The sequence below is a fragment of the Rhizobium mayense genome, from assembly GCF_030272705.1.
GTDB classification, from domain to species: domain Bacteria; phylum Pseudomonadota; class Alphaproteobacteria; order Rhizobiales; family Rhizobiaceae; genus Rhizobium; species Rhizobium mayense.
On record NZ_JARFYM010000005.1, the window covers coordinates 53,486 to 70,454 of the forward strand.

General features: G+C 60.2%; 17 protein-coding genes. 8 read left to right on the top strand and 9 right to left on the bottom strand.

The window, feature by feature from the left end:
• Positions 1-70 precede the first annotated feature (70 nt).
• From mutM to PY649_RS09080, 5 genes are all read left to right on the top strand, one after another.
• A complete protein-coding gene (gene mutM, locus PY649_RS09060) occupies positions 71-961 on the top strand; it encodes a bifunctional DNA-formamidopyrimidine glycosylase/DNA-(apurinic or apyrimidinic site) lyase (protein WP_285867966.1) in 891 nt (296 codons plus the stop codon).
• A gap of 17 nt (positions 962-978) precedes the next feature.
• Entirely contained in the window at positions 979-1,752 is a 774-nt protein-coding gene (locus PY649_RS09065) for an enoyl-CoA hydratase (RefSeq protein WP_285867967.1), read from the top strand.
• A 192-nt stretch (positions 1,753-1,944) separates the two neighbouring features.
• Positions 1,945-2,220, top strand: coding sequence for a 30S ribosomal protein S20 (gene rpsT / locus PY649_RS09070; protein WP_028750996.1), 276 nt, complete (start codon positions 1,945-1,947; stop codon positions 2,218-2,220).
• Positions 2,221-3,099: 879 nt separating this feature from the next.
• Positions 3,100-4,653 (top strand): chromosomal replication initiator protein DnaA, encoded by a 1,554-nt coding sequence (dnaA, locus tag PY649_RS09075; protein WP_285867968.1) that lies wholly within the window; start codon positions 3,100-3,102, stop codon positions 4,651-4,653.
• A 193-nt stretch (positions 4,654-4,846) separates the two neighbouring features.
• The gene (locus PY649_RS09080) at positions 4,847-5,929 is read left to right on the top strand and encodes a saccharopine dehydrogenase family protein (protein ID WP_285867969.1); all 1,083 of its coding nucleotides are present in this window, start codon (positions 4,847-4,849) and stop codon (positions 5,927-5,929) included.
• Between the two features lie 9 nt (positions 5,930-5,938).
• Here the strand turns inward: PY649_RS09080 and gcvA are convergent, their stop codons facing one another.
• Positions 5,939-6,838, bottom strand: a complete 900-nt coding sequence (gene gcvA / locus PY649_RS09085; protein WP_285868167.1) for a transcriptional regulator GcvA — start codon at positions 6,836-6,838, stop codon at positions 5,939-5,941.
• A 153-nt stretch (positions 6,839-6,991) separates the two neighbouring features.
• On the opposite strand from gcvA, the gene PY649_RS09090 reads away from it, so the two are divergent.
• Entirely contained in the window at positions 6,992-7,915 is a 924-nt protein-coding gene (locus PY649_RS09090; RefSeq protein ID WP_285867970.1) for a DMT family transporter, read from the top strand.
• A 55-nt stretch (positions 7,916-7,970) separates the two neighbouring features.
• On the opposite strand, the gene hemW is transcribed toward PY649_RS09090, so the two are convergent.
• The 4 genes from hemW to rph form a co-directional block, all read right to left on the bottom strand.
• The gene (gene hemW, locus PY649_RS09095) at positions 7,971-9,164 is read right to left on the bottom strand and encodes a radical SAM family heme chaperone HemW (protein ID WP_285867971.1); all 1,194 of its coding nucleotides are present in this window, start codon (positions 9,162-9,164) and stop codon (positions 7,971-7,973) included.
• Between the two features lie 19 nt (positions 9,165-9,183).
• Positions 9,184-9,828, bottom strand: coding sequence for an RdgB/HAM1 family non-canonical purine NTP pyrophosphatase (gene rdgB, locus PY649_RS09100; RefSeq protein ID WP_285867972.1), 645 nt, complete (start codon positions 9,826-9,828; stop codon positions 9,184-9,186).
• Between the two features lie 11 nt (positions 9,829-9,839).
• A complete protein-coding gene (locus PY649_RS09105) occupies positions 9,840-10,256 on the bottom strand; it encodes a VOC family protein (protein ID WP_285867973.1) in 417 nt (138 codons plus the stop codon).
• 196 nt (positions 10,257-10,452) lie between these two features.
• The gene (gene rph, locus PY649_RS09110; RefSeq protein WP_285867974.1) at positions 10,453-11,169 is read right to left on the bottom strand and encodes a ribonuclease PH; all 717 of its coding nucleotides are present in this window, start codon (positions 11,167-11,169) and stop codon (positions 10,453-10,455) included.
• Positions 11,170-11,341: 172 nt separating this feature from the next.
• Between rph and hrcA the strand changes: the two genes are divergently transcribed.
• A complete protein-coding gene (hrcA, locus tag PY649_RS09115; RefSeq protein ID WP_285867975.1) occupies positions 11,342-12,430 on the top strand; it encodes a heat-inducible transcriptional repressor HrcA in 1,089 nt (362 codons plus the stop codon).
• A 48-nt stretch (positions 12,431-12,478) separates the two neighbouring features.
• Here the strand turns inward: hrcA and PY649_RS09120 are convergent, their stop codons facing one another.
• The gene (locus PY649_RS09120; RefSeq protein ID WP_285867976.1) at positions 12,479-12,913 is read right to left on the bottom strand and encodes a GFA family protein; all 435 of its coding nucleotides are present in this window, start codon (positions 12,911-12,913) and stop codon (positions 12,479-12,481) included.
• Positions 12,914-13,134: 221 nt separating this feature from the next.
• Here PY649_RS09120 and grpE point away from each other — a divergent pair, with 221 nt between their 5' ends.
• Complete coding sequence (grpE, locus tag PY649_RS09125; RefSeq protein WP_285867977.1) at positions 13,135-13,776, top strand: nucleotide exchange factor GrpE; 642 nt, start codon at positions 13,135-13,137, stop codon at positions 13,774-13,776.
• 87 nt (positions 13,777-13,863) lie between these two features.
• Here grpE and ptsN read toward each other — a convergent pair whose 3' ends face one another.
• From ptsN to rpoN, 3 genes are all read right to left on the bottom strand, one after another.
• The gene (ptsN, locus tag PY649_RS09130; RefSeq protein WP_120702972.1) at positions 13,864-14,328 is read right to left on the bottom strand and encodes a PTS IIA-like nitrogen regulatory protein PtsN; all 465 of its coding nucleotides are present in this window, start codon (positions 14,326-14,328) and stop codon (positions 13,864-13,866) included.
• A gap of 86 nt (positions 14,329-14,414) precedes the next feature.
• Positions 14,415-14,990, bottom strand: a complete 576-nt coding sequence (hpf, locus tag PY649_RS09135; RefSeq protein ID WP_285867978.1) for a ribosome hibernation-promoting factor, HPF/YfiA family — start codon at positions 14,988-14,990, stop codon at positions 14,415-14,417.
• Positions 14,991-15,240: 250 nt separating this feature from the next.
• Positions 15,241-16,797, bottom strand: a complete 1,557-nt coding sequence (rpoN, locus tag PY649_RS09140; RefSeq protein WP_285867979.1) for an RNA polymerase factor sigma-54 — start codon at positions 16,795-16,797, stop codon at positions 15,241-15,243.
• Positions 16,798-16,969 lie beyond the last annotated feature (172 nt).

A 16,969-nucleotide genomic window follows, 5' to 3' on the forward strand; every position in this document is an offset into this window, starting at 1 on the left:
AGGTCACCAGCCGCAATGCCTTGGGCTATAGCCCAGATCATAAGCGGTTGAAACATAAAGATGGATAGCAATGCCGGAATTACCAGAGGTCGAAACCGTCAGGCGCGGGCTTGCGCCCTCGATGGAAGGCGCGCTGCTTGCCGAACTGGAGTTGCGTCGCAACGACTTGCGCTTTCCCTTTCCGCTTGAGTTTTCGCGCCTGGTCTCCGGCCGCGGCATCAAGTCGCTGTCGCGACGCGCGAAATATCTCCTGATCGATCTCGATGACGGCATGACGATCATATCGCATCTCGGCATGTCCGGGTCGTTCCGCGTCGAGAATGGAACGGTTGCCGATGCGCCCGGTGAATTTCACCATCCTCGCTCCAAGGACGAGAAGCATGATCACGTCGTCTTCCACTTGAAGGGCGTCAACGGAAATGCGCGCGTCATTTACAATGATCCGCGCCGTTTCGGGTTCATGGACATCGCCCGGCGTGCGGATCTCGCCAGTCACCCGTCCTTCCGCGATCTCGGCCCTGAGCCGACCGGCAATGAATTGAGCGCCGACTATCTGGCTGAACGCTTCGCTGGCAAGGCACAGCCGCTGAAGAGTGCATTGCTCGACCAGAAGAATATCGCTGGGCTCGGCAATATATATGTGTGCGAGGCGCTGTGGCGTTCGCATCTGTCGCCGCTACGCGCAGCCGGGAGTTTGGTGAGCGAAGCCGGTAAGCCGAAAGAGGAATTGCCCAGGCTGGTCGACGCGATCCGCGAGGTCATCGCCGATGCGATCGCCGCCGGCGGTTCGTCATTGCGTGACCATATCCAGGCGGATGGTTCGCTCGGCTATTTCCAGCATTCCTTTTCGGTCTACGACCGCGAGACAGAGCCTTGCAGCACGCCCGGCTGCGGCGGTACGGTCGCCCGCATCGTCCAGGCGGGGCGCTCGTCCTTTTTCTGCGCCTCCTGCCAGAACTAATGTGAAGGGAGAGACAAATGGCTTATGAAACCTTGATTGTCGAAACGCATGGTCCCGTCGGTCTCATCAGGCTCAACCGGCCCCAGGCGCTGAATGCGCTGAATTCGACTGTGCTCGCCGAATTGAAGCAGGCCTACGGCGCCTTTCATGTCGACGAGGCGATCGGCGCAATCGTGCTGACCGGCTCGGAAAAGGCCTTTGCCGCCGGCGCCGACATCAAGGAGATGCAGCCGCTCGATTTCGCCGATGTCTACAAAAGCGATTTCATCAGCGGCTGGGACGAAATCGCCAAGGCACGCAAGCCCGTCATTGCCGCCGTCAGCGGCTTTGCCCTTGGTGGTGGTTGCGAGCTTGCCATGATGTGCGATTTCATCATTGCCGCCGATACGGCAAAATTCGGTCAGCCCGAGATCACGCTCGGCATCATCCCTGGCATGGGCGGCTCGCAACGCCTGACGCGCGCCGTCGGCAAGGCGAAGGCGATGGATCTGGTGTTGACGGGCCGGATGATGGATGCCGACGAAGCGGAGCGTTCCGGCCTGGTGTCACGTGTCGTGCCGGCCGATAAGCTGATCGAGGAGGCGCTGGCCGCCGCGGCCAAGATCGCCTCGCTGTCGCGTCCCTCGGTCCTGATGGCGAAGGAGGCGGTCAGCCGGGCGCTGGAAACGACGCTGGAAGAGGGGCTGCGTTTCGAGCGCCGGCTTTTCCATAGCCTGTTTGCCACCGAGGATCAGAAGGAAGGTATGGCCGCCTTCATCGAGAAGCGCAAACCTGTCTTCAAGAACCGGTGAAAGCGCGATTCCGGAATTGCGCGGGTTCCGTGAGAATCCGCGTTGACGCCGCCGCTCATTCCGGTTATATGCCCGCCACAGTTTGGAAAGCCGATCTGGTTTTCCGCAATTGCTCCCGCATTGCTGGATGAAGAGGCCGCAAGGCCCGCGCTGCATTGACGGAGTTATGTTCGAATTCTAAGAGAGGCATACATGGCCAATACCAGCTCGGCGAAAAAAGCGACCCGCAAGATCGCCCGCCGCACCGAAGTCAACAAGGCTCGTCGCTCGCGCGTTCGCACCTTCGTCCGCCAGGTTGAAGAAGCCATCGCATCGGGTGATGCGGATCGTGCGAAGGAAGCCTTCCTGGTTGCGCAGCCGGAACTGGCTCGCGCTGCCACCAAGGGCGTCCTGCATGCCAACACCGCTTCGCGCAAGGTCTCGCGTCTTGCCAAGCGTGTGAAGGCGCTTTCGGCTCCGACCGCGTAATTTTTCCTTAACGATTTGATCGTTAAACTTGAGCCCGGCCCTTGTGCCGGGCTTTTTGGATTCGGTCAAAATCGACCCGTATCGTTAAAATGTAGCCGGCTGATCATGTCACTGAAGTGACAGAAAAATTTGTTTAAAAACAAATAGTTATGGCAGGATGCCATAATGTTGGGTGATCTGCGTGACGTGCTGCAGGCTCCCAAGTGAGTCAAGGGATTTTTTATTTTTTTTGTTTTCAAACCTGTGTGAATCGCGCTGAACGCGAATCTCCTTGATTCAAAAGCGATTCTTTTTTGACGGGGTTGTGACACTCAAAAACGGCTTCCAGAGTCAAGGACCGCCTCTTAATTTTGTGTAAAATTCATCGTTGATCTCTGCCTGCGATCCTGCCTAAATGGCTTTCAACAAGGGGCGCGGACATCATCTGAAACGGCTTTTGCAAGCACTGTCACTAACGGCAGTGAGGGTGGTTTTTGTTCCTTGTGACGGAGCGGTTCAGTTCCGTTTTTTCAAACAGTTGACGAGTTAAGGCCGCAAGCGGTAACGCCTGCGGAACGAGGAAACTTGTCTGCTCTTTGCAGCCTAAGTCCCAAGCGTGGCTGCGGGGAGGGGAGAAAAATTGACAGCCGTTTGGCGCAGTCGGTCGGAGTACGAGGACCGAGCGACTGCTCCAGATGCAAGCGCCAAGGAGACAGCCGCTCGATGAGCAGTTTTCGCCGAGGTGTTTTGCATAAGGTCCGTTTGGCTGGACCAGGCTGATGAACCGGTGTGCGGCGAGCTCCCAGCAACGAGCGCGACCGTTACGCCATGGCGTAGACCTAAGGGCGGCGGCAATATCTAATTTCCGTCCTATAAAAAGAGACTGTGGAAGGCGGCATTATGCAGATGATTACGAGAACGACGGGTGCATTTGAAAATGGGGACAATGCACAGCAGGCGTTCAGTACGGTTTGCCTTGAAGCGGCGGGGGAAAAGGGAGACATGAAGCATAACGTGTTGTTCGAGCGTGTTAGCGCGCGCTTGAAGGCCCAGGTCGGTCCGGATGTATATGCCAGCTGGTTTGCACGGCTTAAGCTGCACTCGGTATCGAAAAGCGTCGTACGTCTGACTGTTCCGACGACCTTTCTGAAATCCTGGATCAACAACCGTTATCTCGATCTGATCACCAGCCTGTTCCAGGCAGAAGATGCTGAAATCCTGAAGGTTGAAATTCTGGTGCGCACCGCGACCCGGCCCGGTGCAAAGCCCTGCGCGGATGAACAGGTGGCTGTTCCCGACGCGGCTTCGGTGGCTCCGATCCGCCGCCCTGTCGCCCAGCCGGCTGGTCAGGTCGTTGCCCAGACGGTCAGTGCGGCAGCTGCTGCGCGACCGGCGGCTGCGGGCGCGCCGCTGTTCGGCTCGCCGCTCGATTCCCGCTTCACTTTCGATACCTTCGTGGAAGGCAGCTCGAACCGCGTCGGTCTCGCCGCTGCCAAGACTATTGCCGAAGCCGGCTCCGGCGCCGTGCGGTTCAATCCGCTCTTCGTCCACGCCACGGTCGGTCTCGGCAAGACGCACCTCCTGCAGGCGATCGCCAATGCCGCCGTGCAGAACCCGCGCGCCCTGCGCGTCGTCTATCTGACGGCAGAATATTTCATGTGGCGCTTCGCCACCGCCATTCGTGACAATGATGCGCTGACCCTGAAGGACTCGCTGCGCAACATCGATCTTCTGATCATTGACGATATGCAGTTCCTGCAGGGCAAGATGATCCAGCACGAGTTCTGCCACCTGCTGAACATGCTGCTCGACAGCGCCAAACAGGTCGTCGTTGCGGCCGACCGCGCGCCTTGGGAACTGGAATCGCTGGATCCGCGCGTGCGCTCGCGTCTTCAGGGCGGTGTCGCCATCGAAGTCGAGGCGCCGGACTACGAGATGCGTCTCGAAATCCTCAAGCGCCGGCTGGATGCCGCCCGTCAGGATGATCCGTCGCTGGACATTCCGACCGAACTTCTCTCGCATGTCGCTCGCAATGTGACGGCAAGCGGCCGCGAGCTCGAGGGCGCTTTCAATCAGCTCATCTTCCGCCGCTCTTTCGAGCCCAACCTGACGGTTGAGCGCGTCGACGAATTGCTTGCCCATCTGGTCGGCTCCGGCGAGCCGCGCCGTGTGCGCATCGAGGACATCCAGCGCATCGTGGCGCGTCATTATAATGTCTCGCGCCAGGAGCTGGTCTCCAACCGCCGTACCCGCGTCATCGTCAAGCCGCGCCAGATCGCCATGTATCTGTCGAAGACGCTGACGCCGCGCTCCTTCCCGGAGATCGGCCGTCGCTTCGGTGGTCGTGACCACACGACCGTGCTGCATGCGGTGCGCAAGATCGAGGAGCTGATTGCCGGCGACAGCAAGCTGTCGCACGAAATCGAGCTGCTGAAGCGTCTGATCAACGAATAACCTGCGACGTCAGACCGTCCCGCTTACGGGTGGGATCATCTGTAAGCGGGTAGATGCACCCGATCTGCAAGTTATCAACGGCCGGCTATATCGCCGGCCGTTTTCATTTATGCGGTTTTTATTCTATAGGTGTCTGAAATACTGAATCGGATACCGGCCGGAGGAGGTCGGGCACCGAAGGGAGAAGATGCCTATGAGTTTTGACAGGATTGCCGTTCTCGGCCTCGGTAAGGTCGGGCGGCTCGCCGCCACATTGCTGCATGAAAGCGGTTTTGCCGTCACCGGCGTCGATGCGCGTTTGCCAGCGGAGGCCATGCCTTTCACCTGCGAGGCGGGCAATGTCTGCGATCCGGAGCTGATCGGCCATCTCTTTTCTCGCGTCGATGCCGTGCTCTCCTGCCTGCCATTTCACTTAAACGCCGAACTGGCGCGCCTGGCCCATGGCGCCGGCATTCATTATTTCGACTTGACCGAGGATGTGCCGACCACGAACGGCATTATCGAGCTTGCAAAGAGCGCGCATGGCCTGATGGCGCCGCAATGCGGCCTGGCGCCCGGTTTCGTCGGTATTGTCGGTGCGAGCCTTGCCGACGTCTTCGATCGCTGCCGCTCGATCCGCATGCGCGTTGGTGCTTTGCCGCAGAATCCGACCGGACTGTTGGGTTATGCCTTCAATTGGTCGCCGGAGGGCGTGGTCAACGAATATCTGAACGACTGCGAAGTCATCGAGGGCGGTGTGCGCAAGCTGGTCTCGCCCATGGAATGGCACGAGACGCTCTATGTGAACGGCGTCAAGCTTGAGGCCTTCACCACCTCGGGCGGTCTTGGAACCATGTGTAGTACCATGCTCGGCCGGGTGGAAAACCTCGATTACAAAACCATGCGCTATCCCGGCCACATGGAGCTCATGAATTTCTTCTTCCATGAGTTGCTGATGCGCGACCGACGCCAGCTTGCCGGCGAGATCTTGACCGACGCGAAGCCGCCGGTCGATGACGACGTCGTCTATGTCCATGTCTCGGCTGAAGGGACGATCAACGGCAATATGCGCCGGCGGGAATTCGTACGGGCCTATTATCCGATCGAGATTGCCGGCGAGAGCCGCACAGCCATTTCCTGGACTACGTCGGCCTCGGTCGTCGCCGTTATCGAGATGGTGCGTGCCGGCCGCCTGCCTTCGACCGGCTTTTTGCATCAGGAGCATATTTCGCTCGACACCTTCCTGGAAACGCGGACCGGCAGCCTGTTCAAGGGCGGCATCACCTATCACGGATGATGCGCGTCCCTATGCCGAAGGCGTCGCCTGCGGGGCCTCGGAAAGCAGCCAGGCACGAAAGGCGGCGACGGCAGGCCGCTCCAGCGCCGTCGTGGGGTAGACCAGATGGTAGGCCAGCGCGCTGGCAAGGCCCAACGGGAAGGGCGCGACAATCGTGCCCTCAGCCAATTCCTTCTCGATGAACGAGCGCCGCATCAGCGCAATGCCGAGTCCCGCCTTCATCGCATGATAGGCGCCGGTACCGTCAGTGAAGATCGGTCCCCGCGTCGCGTCGACCTTGGTCGCGCCTGCCGCCTCCAGCCAGAGTTGCCAGTCGCGCCGATAGACATCGTGGATCAGGATCAGGCCGGCCAGCGCGTCTGCCGTGGGTGAGGGGCCGAGAGTGGCGGCGATTTCGGGCGTGCAGACCGGGACATATTCGTCGTCAAGCAACCGCTCGCTTGCCAGCCCTTCATAGCCGCCAAGGCCATGTCGAATGGCGATGTCGATGCCATCGCGCTGGAAATCCATCACCCGATGCGAAGCGCTGATCCGCAGATCGATCTCGGGATGCGCCTGCTCGAAACGCATTAGGCGCGGCACCAGCCAGTGCGTGGCAAAGCCGGCGGTGCAGGTGACGGTCAGCACCGTGTCCCGCGCCCGCATCGTCAGTGCCGCCGTCGCCTCTCGCACCAGGCGGAAGGCGGTGCGCAGCGTCGCGAAATAATCAGCACCGGCAGCCGTCAAGGTGAGGCCCCGCGCACGGCGGTCGAAAAGCCGCACACCGAGCGCGGTCTCGAGATCGCGCACCTGCAGGCTGACCGCACCGGGGGTCACATGTAGCTCCCTGGCGGCGGTCGTCATGCTTAGATGCCGCGCCGAGGCTTCGAAGGCGCGCAGCGCCGAAAGGGAAGGAAATTGATCCATGATGATTGAGTTCAGCTAAACGATTGAGCGAAAAAGACTCGTTTGCAAGAGTCCCATAATGGCGAGATAATTCCATCAATCTCGATGGTTGACAAGAAGGCGCATACCCATCGCCATCGAGTCCAACTAATAGATCGGAATACAGGAGAAATCGCCATGGCGCAGAAATCAATGGGCGCGGCGGAATGGGGCATGCTGTTCGGATTGTCGATCCTCTGGGGCGGCTCGTTTTTCTTTAACGGCATCCTGGTACATGAACTGCCGCTCTTCACCATCGTCGCCGCGCGCGTCGCACTGGCGGCGATCGCCTTGCATGTCATCGTCCGAATGACCGGGCAGGCGATGCCTCGCGATGGTCAGACCTGGGCCGCCTTCTTCGGCATGGGTGTCCTCAACAATGCTATTCCCTTCCTGCTGATCGTCTGGGGCCAGACGCATATCGCGAGCGGCCTGGCTTCAATTCTTAATGCGACGACGCCGCTTTTCGCCGTCGTGGTGGCGCATTTCCTGACGGCGGATGAAAAAATGACCGGCAATCGCCTGATCGGCGTTGTCGTCGGCTTTGCCGGCGTCGCGCTGATGATCGGCCCGTCGGTGTTGAGTAGTCTCGGCTCGAATGTGCTGGCACAGCTCGCCGTGCTGGGTGCTGCCTTCTCCTATTCGCTCGCCGGTATCTTCGGCCGCCGCTTTCGCCGCATGGGGCTTGCTCCCATCATCCCGGCGGCCGGGCAAGTGACGGCCTCGAGCGTCCTGTTGCTGCCGGTCGCCCTCGTTGTCGACCATCCTTGGACGCTCAACATGCCTTCGACGGAAACATGGATAGCGCTGGCCGGCCTGGCGATCCTCTCGACCGCGATCGCCTACGTCCTGTTCTTTCGCATCCTGGCAACGGCAGGCGCCACGAACCTGATGCTGGTCACCTTCCTCATTCCCGTCAGCGCCATCCTGCTCGGCGCGCTGATCCTCGGTGAACAATTGCAGCCGAAACACTTCATCGGCATGGCGATGATCGCCGTCGGCCTCGCGGCAATCGATGGACGCCTACTCACCCTCCCCTTGAGGGGGAGGGTCGGCACATAGTGCCGGGGTGGGGTGACCCGCCGCTTTGCTGCGACCTCCCCTCGGGGGAGGTTGATCAGCAGGCCAGATCAGCAACGACGGAATCGAGGATCAGCATTCCCGCCGGCGTGCAGCGCAGGCGGGAGTTGCCGAGGCGTTCGATGAAGCCGTGCTCCAGCAGGAGCTGTTCGCGATTCGGATCCGGCTCCCGGCCGGAGAGCTGTTGCCAGCGCACGAGATCGATACCTTCTTTCAGGCGCAGGCCCATCAGCAGCAGCTCGTCGGCCTGCTCTTCGAAGCCGAGCATCTCCTGTTCGACCATGCCGTGGCCGTCGCGCTCGACCAGCTCCAGCCAGCTTTCCGGCTTCCGCTCGGTGGAGGTCGCCAGTTTCTTCGGGCCGTGGGTCAGCCGGCCGTGGGCGCCGGGGCCGATGCCGGCATAGTCGCCATAGCGCCAATAGGTGAGATTGTGGCGGCTCTCCGCGCCCGGGCGCGCATGATTGGAGACCTCGTAGGCCGGCATGCCCTCGCGCTCAGTGATCTCCTGCGTCGCCTCATAGAGCAGCGCCGACTGGTCGCCATCCGGCACGATCAGCTTGCCCGCCTTGTGGAGGCCATAGAAAGGCGTGCCTTCCTCGATGGTGAGCTGGTAGAGCGACAGATGATCGACGGCATAGGAGATCGCCTCCTTCAGCTCGCGCTCCCATTCCTCGACCGTCTGGTTCGGGCGGGCATAAATCAAGTCGAAGGACATGCGCGGGAATATCTCGCGCGCCAGCTTGATCGCCTTCAACGCATCGGCGACGTCATGAAGACGACCCAGGAATTTGAGATCGCGGTCGTTCAGCGCCTGCACGCCCATCGACACACGGTTGACGCCGGCGGCGCGATAGCCGCGGAAACGCTCGGCTTCGACGCTGGAGGGGTTGGCCTCCATCGTGATCTCGATTCCTTCAGGCACATGCCAATACCTGGAAATGCCGTCGAGAACCGCGGCGACGGTCTCCGGCTTCATCAGCGAAGGCGTGCCGCCGCCGAGGAAGACGCTGGTCACCGTCTTCGGGCCGCTGATCGCTCGCATAGACGCCATTTCCTTGAGGAAGGCGGCGGCGAAACGCTCCTGGTCGACCGGCTGGTGGCGGACATGGCTGTTGAAATCGCAATAGGGGCATTTGGCCGCGCAGAAGGGCCAATGCACATAGACGCCGAAACCGGGTTCACCGGTATCGGGCAGCAACAGCCCTTCACGTGTCAGGTTTTGCGAATCCATGATGTCCACGGGCTTGAGCTTACGCCTCCAGGCAGGTTTCGACAAAGATCTTGAAGGCGCGAGCCCGGTGCGACAGTGCCTGCGTCTCACCGGGCTTCCAGCCGTGCTTCTGCTCGGCACTCATCTCGCCGAAGGTCACATCGTAACCCTCGGGCTGGAACACCGGATCGTAGCCGAAGCCCTGCGTGCCGCGCGGCGGCCAGACGACATGGCCCTCGACTTCGCCGCGGAAAAGCTCGGTGTGCCCATCCGGCCAGGCAAGGCAAAGCACGCTGACGAAGCGCGCCGTGCGGCTTTCCGGCGATGTGGCGCCGGCTTTTTCCAGCGCGGTCTCGACCTTCTGCATCGCCATGGCGAAATCGCGGGTGCCGTCCTGCTTTTCCGCCCAATTGGCGGTATAGACGCCGGGATCGCCGCCAAGCGCGTCGACCACCAGGCCGGAGTCGTCGGACAATGCCGGCATGCCGGAGGCTATAGCAGAGGCCAGCGCCTTGATCGTAGCGTTTTCCTCGAAGGTGGTGCCGGTCTCGTCCGGCTCGATGAAATTGAGATCGGCGGCAGACTTGGCGGTAAAGCCGAACGGGCCGATCAAATCCTGAATTTCACGGATCTTCCCGGCATTGTGGCTGGCGACAACGATGGTCTTGGTATCGAGCTTGCGCATATCCTGTCCTGTCATAGGCCCCAGATGCGGGGTTCGGCGCATTCCAGGCTGTTGCCGGCCGGATCGCGGAAATAAATTGAACGGCCGCCGTTCGGCCAGTGAAAATCGGCCTCGATGGCGACGCCGGCAGCTCTCAGCTTCCGAGCCATTGCTTCGATATCGTTGCCGCCGACCCGGAAGCAGACGTGGCCGTGGCCCTTCGTGCCATGCGGCGGTACCGGCAAGGAACTCGATTCCGGCGGCTTCACGGTTTCATTGCCGTTGAAGATCAACAGCACACCTGGCCCGCAGCGATAGAAGACATGGCGGTTACCGGCCCGCGTGATCTTCTCCAGGCCGAGAACGTCGCCATAAAAGGCTTCGGCCGCATCGAGATCATCGGCATAGAGCGCGGTTTCGAGAACGCTTTCGATTGTCACATTGCTCATCGGTTAGCCCCTCACCCTAGCCCTCTCCCCGCAGGCGGGGAGAGGGGACGACCTCAATCTCGATCGTCCTCCGATTGCCCGTAGCGGAGAGATGACCGTAGGTGCGTCTTGCCCCTTCTCCCCGTCGAGACGGGGAGAAGGTGGCCAATAGGCCGGATGAGGGGCAAGCCCGCACGACGTGCATTTTCCGATATCCTCAGGCAATCGCCTGTTTCTGCAGCCCCACCAGCTCGGCGATGCCGTTCTTGGCGAGATGCATCAGGGTGGTAAATTCCTCTTCGCTGAAGGGCGTACCTTCCGCCGTGCCCTGGATTTCGACGATGCCGCCGGCGCCGGTCATGACGAAGTTGGCGTCGGTCTCGGCGGACGAGTCCTCGAGATAATCGAGGTCGATCACCGGCTGGCCCGCGAAGATGCCACAGGAAATGGCCGCGATATGGTCCTTCAGGACACGGTCCGTCTTGGTCATGTTGCGGCTTTCCATCCACTTCAGGCAGTCGTAAAGCGCAATCCAGCCGCCGGTGATCGAGGCCGTGCGGGTGCCGCCATCGGCCTGGATGACGTCGCAGTCGAGCGTGATCTGGCGTTCGCCGAGCGCCTGCAGGTCGACGACGGCGCGCAGCGACCGGCCGATGAGGCGCTGGATCTCCTGCGTGCGGCCGCCCTGCTTGCCGGCGGCGGCTTCGCGCTTCATGCGTTCGCCGGTGGCGCGCGGCAGCATGCCGTATTCGGCCGTGATCCAGCCCTTGCCGCTATTGCGCAGCCATGGCGGCGTCTTTTCTTCCAGGCTCGCCGTGCAAAGCACATGCGTGTCACCGAACTTGACCAGGCACGAGCCTTCGGCATGCTTGGAAAAATTGCGCTCGAATGACACCTTGCGCATCTGGTCGGTTTTTCTGCCTGAAGGCCGCATTCTACTCTCCTGAACGTTTATCGACCGCTTCTACGATCCAGCGGCGGCTTTTGCAAAGGAAAAGCAGGATGGAGGGTCTCGTAGGGGCAGCCTTGGCATTTTTCCCTTTTGCCATTGCTAACTGAATGATTATATTTTGACTAAGGCTCAACAGAACGGGTTTGACAGCGAAATGGGGTTCACGACATCGTCGGTTTCGGATGCCATTGCCGCGCTGGACGAACGCTCGAAGGAAATCTTCCGCCGTATCGTCGAAAGTTATCTTGAGAACGGCGAACCGCTCGGCTCGCGCAATCTCTCGCGCCTGCTGCCCATGTCCTTGTCGCCGGCCTCCGTGCGCAATGTCATGAGCGACCTGGAAGAGCTTGGTCTGATCTATTCGCCGCATATCAGCGCCGGGCGCCTGCCGACGCAGGTCGGCCTGCGTTTCTTCGTGGACGCCTTCATGCAGGTCGGCGATCTCTCGGCGGAAGACCGTGCCACCATCGATCGTCAGGTGCGCGGCAGCAATCGCGATCAGCCGATAGAATCGGTCATGACCGAGGCGAGCCGTATGCTTTCGGGTATTTCGCGCGGCGCCGGACTGGTGATCACCTCGAAGAGTGATCCGATACTGAAGCACGTCGAATTCATCCGGCTGGAGCCGACCAAGGCGCTTGCCGTGCTCGTCGGCGACCATGATCAGGTGGAAAACCGCATCATCGAATTGCCGGCCGGGGTTACCTCTTCGCAGCTCACGGAAGCGGCGAATTTCCTCAACGCCCACATGACAGGCCAGACCCTGCCGGAGCTGCGCCGCCAGCTGCAGACGCTGAAGGAGAGTGTTCGCCAGGAACTGGATACGCTGTCGCACGCGCTCGTCGAACGCGGGATCGCCGTCTGGTCGGGCGATGGAGATGAGGGTAAGCCGACGCAGCTCATCGTGCGCGGCCGCGCCAATCTGCTGGCCGAAGTTGGGGGCGCCGAGGACCTGGACCGGCTACGCCTGTTGTTCGACGATCTGGAAAAGAAGGACAGCCTGATCGAGATCCTGAATCTCGCCGAAAGCGGGCCGGGCGTGCGCATCTTCATCGGCTCGGAAAACAAGCTCTTTTCGCTCTCCGGCTCCTCGCTGATCGTCGCGCCCTATCGTGATGACGATGACCGGATCATCGGCGCCGTCGGCGTCATCGGCCCGACAAGGCTGAATTACGCGCGCATCGTGCCGATGGTGGATTATACCGCCCAACTGATTTCCAGGCTGTCGCGGACCGGGATCTGACGAAAAGCGGCTGGAGCCCTTGCGCGCTCTAAATGTGCGAAGATGGCCTTAGTCCGGAAGCAGGACCCCCGATCCGCCCATCTCTGCCGGCATGTCTTTTTGCTTCGGTAGGCCGTCCGTCATGTGCAGCACGGTGTTCCCGTAGTTGACATGAAGCATGGGCTGAAAGTCGAGGGTCGGGATGATGGCGGCGTAGACATCGGTCACGCCCCATAAGGGATGCTCGGTCAACAGATGGCCGCCGCAAATCTCGCACCATTTGCGCACGCTCTTTTCGCTTCTTTGATAGCTGCGGATGTGTTCGGCACCCTTGGTCACGCGAACGGCTTCAGGCGGCCAGAGCGAGAAGGCGTTGACCGGTCCCGCCGACCATTCTCGACAGGAATCGCAATGGCAATAGCCCATCGCGGCCGGCTCGCCACTGACCGCGATCTCCACCGCGCCGCAGAAACATTTGCCTGAATAGGACTTGTTGCTGGACATGGATCACACCTCACCCCGTGTTGAAACGGCGCCGACTATACCGGGAAAGGCTTTTCGATAGTAGAAGCCCCAACGGGGGAGGTGCACTCACCCGATTGGTATTCGCGCAAAAGCGAAGGGATTGCCGGGAATCGCCTGATCTTCGCGACAAAGCCTTGATTTTTTCCGGCCAAACCTCGATATCGGGCACATTCAAAAGACAAAGCAATTCGGAGACCGTCATGACCGACGAAACAACGAAGACCGGACCTGACGCCACGGCGACTGACAATCCCGCGGGCTTCGCGCAAGAGGATGCTGAAACCGTGGAAACGGCACAGTCCTCGCAGCCGGATCCGGTCGAGCTGCTTAAGGCCGAGAATAGCGACCTCCGCGACCGCTATTTGCGCCTTGCCGCCGAGATGGACAATTTGCGCCGTCGCACCGAGCGCGACGTCAAGGACGCCAAGTCCTATTCCGTCGCCAGCTTCGCCCGCGATATGCTCGCGGTGTCGGACAATCTGCACCGCACGCTGGAAGCCATTCCGGCCGAAGCCCGCGCCGAGGCAGATGCCGGCCTGAAGACGCTGATCGAGGGCGTCGAGATGACCGAGCGTTCCATGCTGTCGGCGCTGGAGCGCCATGGTGTCCGTCAGCTCGAGCCTGTCGGCCAGAAGTTCGATCCTAACTTCCATCAGGCAATGTTCGAGGTTCCGAACACTGAAGTGCCGAACAATACGGTTGTGCAAGTGGTGCAGGCCGGCTTCGTCATCGGCGAGCGCGTTCTGCGTCCGGCCATGGTTGGTGTCGCCAAGGGCGGCCCGAAGGTGGCCGAGATTTCCGAACCGGGCGCCAATAGCCCGTTCGACGAAAAAGACGCCTAGGCCCCAAGCCGTACACAAAAAAATAAGAGCCGGATGACATCGTCGTCCGGCTCTTATTTTATCCGAGTTTAAATCCGGGTCGATCGGTCAGGCGGCGTTGGACGCCTGCTCTTCGTTGAGGAAAGCGTAGATTGCCGAGGCGGATTCGGTGGCGCGCAGTTTGGCAACAAGATCCTGGTCGCGCAGCACGCGGGCAATGCGTGACAGCGCCTTCAGGTGGTCGGCGCCGGCGCCCTCGGGAGCGAGCAGCAGAAAGACGAGGTCGACCGGCTGGTCGTCCAGCGCCTCGAAATCAACCGGCACTTCCAGGCGTGCGAAAATACCGATGATGGATTTGATGCTGGTGAGCTTGCCGTGCGGAATGGCGATGCCGTTGCCGACTCCGGTGGAGCCGAGGCGTTCGCGCTGCAGAACGACGTCGAAAATCTCGCGCTCGGGCAGTCCGGTCAATTTGGAGGCTTTGGCTGCCAGCTCCTGAAGCAGTTGTTTTTTGGAATTTGCCCTCAAGGCGGGGATGATCGCATCTTGGTGCAGCAAATCTGCCAATGCCATTCTCTTTATCCTTCGTGTCGCCGAGATCCGATGACGGAGGAGCGGCGGCCAGTTGATTGTGCGGAGCCGCCGCTCATCTTCTTTTCTCAGCCTTTGATATTGGCTGCGTCGATCCAGCCAATGTTGCCGTCCTGACGACGGTAAACGATGTTCAAATGTTCCTTGCCAGGGCTGCGGAAGAGCAGCAGTGGCTCATCGGTCATGTCAAGCGCCATCACGGCGGTCGCGACCGACATGGTCTTTAGCTGTTTCGTGCTTTCAGCGACGATCGCCGGCGCGAAATCGGCAGGGACCTCGTCGTCGTCATCCGGTACGCCGTCCATGACGGTGTAGGAGACTTCGGCAAGGCCGTTCGTGTGGTTGCCGGCCTGGTGATCCTTGAGCTTGCGTTTGTAGCGGCGCAAGCGCTTTTCGATGCGCTCGGACGCCGCATCAAAGGCCAATTGCGGATCCATCGCCTCTCCGGCGGCATGCAGGACGACGCCACTGTCGAGATGAAGTTTGCAATCGGCTGCGAAGCGGGAACTGGATTTCTGAACCGTCACCTGGCCTGAATACCCCCCGTCGAAGTATTTCGTCACGGCCGTTCCGATCTGGTCTTCAATCCTTTGGCGGAAGGAGTCACCAATTTCCATATGTTTACCGGAGACACGCACACTCATGGAGTTTCCCTTCTTGTCGTGGTTATTGCGCGTACCAGTTTACGCCAAGCCTCAAGCTCATCCAAGCACTTCACGCGGTCAAAGACAAATTGCGTTTTTTAGGGCGCCCTGGGGATGATGGGGATAAGTTCATGGCAGTGATGTCCTGCATCGATTGCGGCGGGCTTCTAGCTCCGCCACATTGGAAAGTCAACTGTATCTTAACGATCCGTTAGGGGATTTGCAGGTCAGGGTAGAGATTGGGCAATTGCTAAAAGCTGGCGACTTTTGCCAATGCACGCTTCTCACGACGGCGCTGTACAGAGGAAGGGATATTCATCGCTTCGCGGTACTTTGCAACCGTGCGGCGAGCTAGCTCGATACCGCCCTTCTTCAGCGTATCGACGATATCGTCGTCGGAGAGCACGGCGTCAGGACTCTCATGCGAGATCAGCAGGCGGATCTTGTGACGCACCGCTTCGGCTGAATGGCTGTCGCCGCCCTCGACGGCGCCGATCGAGACAGTGAAGAAATATTTGAGTTCGAACAGTCCGCGCGGCGTCAGCATGTATTTGTTCGAGGTCACGCGGCTGACCGTCGACTCATGCATCTTGATGGCGTCCGCCACGGTCTTCAGGTTGAGCGGGCGCAGATGATCGACGCCGTACATCAGGAAGGCATCCTGCTGCCGGACGATCTCGCTCGCCACTTTCATGATCGTCTTGGCGCGCTGATCGAGGCTGCGCGTCAGCCAATTGGCATTCTGCAGGCATTCCGAGAGAAAGGCGTGGTCCTGGCTGGTCTTGGAGACGGAGGCGAAATAGGACTGGCTCACGAGGACGCGCGGCAGTGTATCGGGATTGAGCTCCACCAGCCAGCCTCCGTCGGCGGATGCGCGCACGACGATATCGGGCATGATTGCCTCGGACATGCCGGTCTCGAAGCCGCTGCCGGGTTTCGGGTTCAACTGGCGGATCTCCGCCATCATGTCGAGCAGATCTTCCTCATCGACGCCGCAGAGCCGCTTCAAGGTCGCAAAATCGCGCCGGGCGAGAAGTTCGAGGTTCTGGATCAGCCGTTCCATGGCCGGATCGAACCGATCTTTCTGCCGAAGCTGGATCGCAAGGCACTCGCTGAGGGAACGCGCAAAGATGCCGGGAGGGTCGAGCAATTGCAGTGCGCCGAGCACACGCTCGACATCCGCAGGGGTGGTGCCGAGGCGCTCTGCGGTTTCGCCCAAATCGGCCTGCAGATAGCCGGCATCGTCGAGCTGGTCGACGAGATGTTGAGCGATCAGCCGGTCGGCCATGTTCGGCAGGGAAAAGGGGATCTGTTCGTTCAGGTGGTCGCGGAGAGAAATCTGGCCGGCGACGAAATCATCGAGATCGTAGCTTTCACCGGCTTCGCCGCCCGGCATGGATTTCCATTGGCTCAGTAGCTCGGGCGCATCCGCGCGCTGCGGGCTGCCGTCGTCGGGAAAGACATTGCTGAAATTGGTATCGAGCTCGTCGTTAAGCCGATCGGCATGACCGGTATTCTCGCTCTCGTACCAGTCGCTCGTCAGGTCGCCGCTGTTGCGGTCGAAGCCATCGTCGCCGCTCTCCTCCGAAGCATCGAATCTTTCATCCTTCGCCTCGCGATCGCCACTGCTGCCCATATCCTCGTCATTTGACGTAAATTCGAGCAGCGGATTTTTTTCGACTTCCTGAGCGATGAATTGGGTGAGTTCAAAATGCGTCATTTGCAGCAACTGGATGGATTGCATCAGTTGCGGTGTCATCACCAGGCTTTGGCTTTGGCGCAGGAAAAGATTGGCCGATAATGCCATGGCGGACGCGAGACTCCCCTTGATCTCTTCGGGAATCCGCGTTTTCCGCTAAGAAATATCCGCAAAATTCCAACTGGCCCAAAAATTGCTTTTTTATTGGGTTTGGTCAAGCGGAACTGTGACGGGACCATGAATTTCCGGCGCATCGCGCCTTCTGGTAAGGCACGAGGAC

Excerpts from the sequence above, each read along its gene's own strand:
- rph (WP_285867974.1), bottom strand. The coding sequence starts at position 11,169 with ATGCGGCCTTCAGGCAGAAAAACCGACCAGATGCGCAAGGTGTCATTC.
- PY649_RS09105 (WP_285867973.1), bottom strand. The coding sequence starts at position 10,256 with ATGAGCAATGTGACAATCGAAAGCGTTCTCGAAACCGCGCTCTATGCC.
- ptsN (WP_120702972.1), bottom strand. The coding sequence starts at position 14,328 with ATGGCATTGGCAGATTTGCTGCACCAAGATGCGATCATCCCCGCCTTG.
- grpE (WP_285867977.1), top strand. The coding sequence starts at position 13,135 with ATGACCGACGAAACAACGAAGACCGGACCTGACGCCACGGCGACTGAC.
- hemW (WP_285867971.1), bottom strand. The coding sequence starts at position 9,164 with ATGGATTCGCAAAACCTGACACGTGAAGGGCTGTTGCTGCCCGATACC.
- PY649_RS09080 (WP_285867969.1), top strand. The coding sequence starts at position 4,847 with ATGAGTTTTGACAGGATTGCCGTTCTCGGCCTCGGTAAGGTCGGGCGG.
- rdgB (WP_285867972.1), bottom strand. The coding sequence starts at position 9,828 with ATGCGCAAGCTCGATACCAAGACCATCGTTGTCGCCAGCCACAATGCC.
- mutM (WP_285867966.1), top strand. The coding sequence starts at position 71 with ATGCCGGAATTACCAGAGGTCGAAACCGTCAGGCGCGGGCTTGCGCCC.
- dnaA (WP_285867968.1), top strand. The coding sequence starts at position 3,100 with ATGCAGATGATTACGAGAACGACGGGTGCATTTGAAAATGGGGACAAT.
- PY649_RS09065 (WP_285867967.1), top strand. The coding sequence starts at position 979 with ATGGCTTATGAAACCTTGATTGTCGAAACGCATGGTCCCGTCGGTCTC.
- hpf (WP_285867978.1), bottom strand. The coding sequence starts at position 14,990 with ATGAGTGTGCGTGTCTCCGGTAAACATATGGAAATTGGTGACTCCTTC.
- PY649_RS09120 (WP_285867976.1), bottom strand. The coding sequence starts at position 12,913 with ATGTCCAGCAACAAGTCCTATTCAGGCAAATGTTTCTGCGGCGCGGTG.
- rpsT (WP_028750996.1), top strand. The coding sequence starts at position 1,945 with ATGGCCAATACCAGCTCGGCGAAAAAAGCGACCCGCAAGATCGCCCGC.
- hrcA (WP_285867975.1), top strand. The coding sequence starts at position 11,342 with ATGGGGTTCACGACATCGTCGGTTTCGGATGCCATTGCCGCGCTGGAC.
- PY649_RS09090 (WP_285867970.1), top strand. The coding sequence starts at position 6,992 with ATGGCGCAGAAATCAATGGGCGCGGCGGAATGGGGCATGCTGTTCGGA.
- rpoN (WP_285867979.1), bottom strand. The coding sequence starts at position 16,797 with ATGGCATTATCGGCCAATCTTTTCCTGCGCCAAAGCCAAAGCCTGGTG.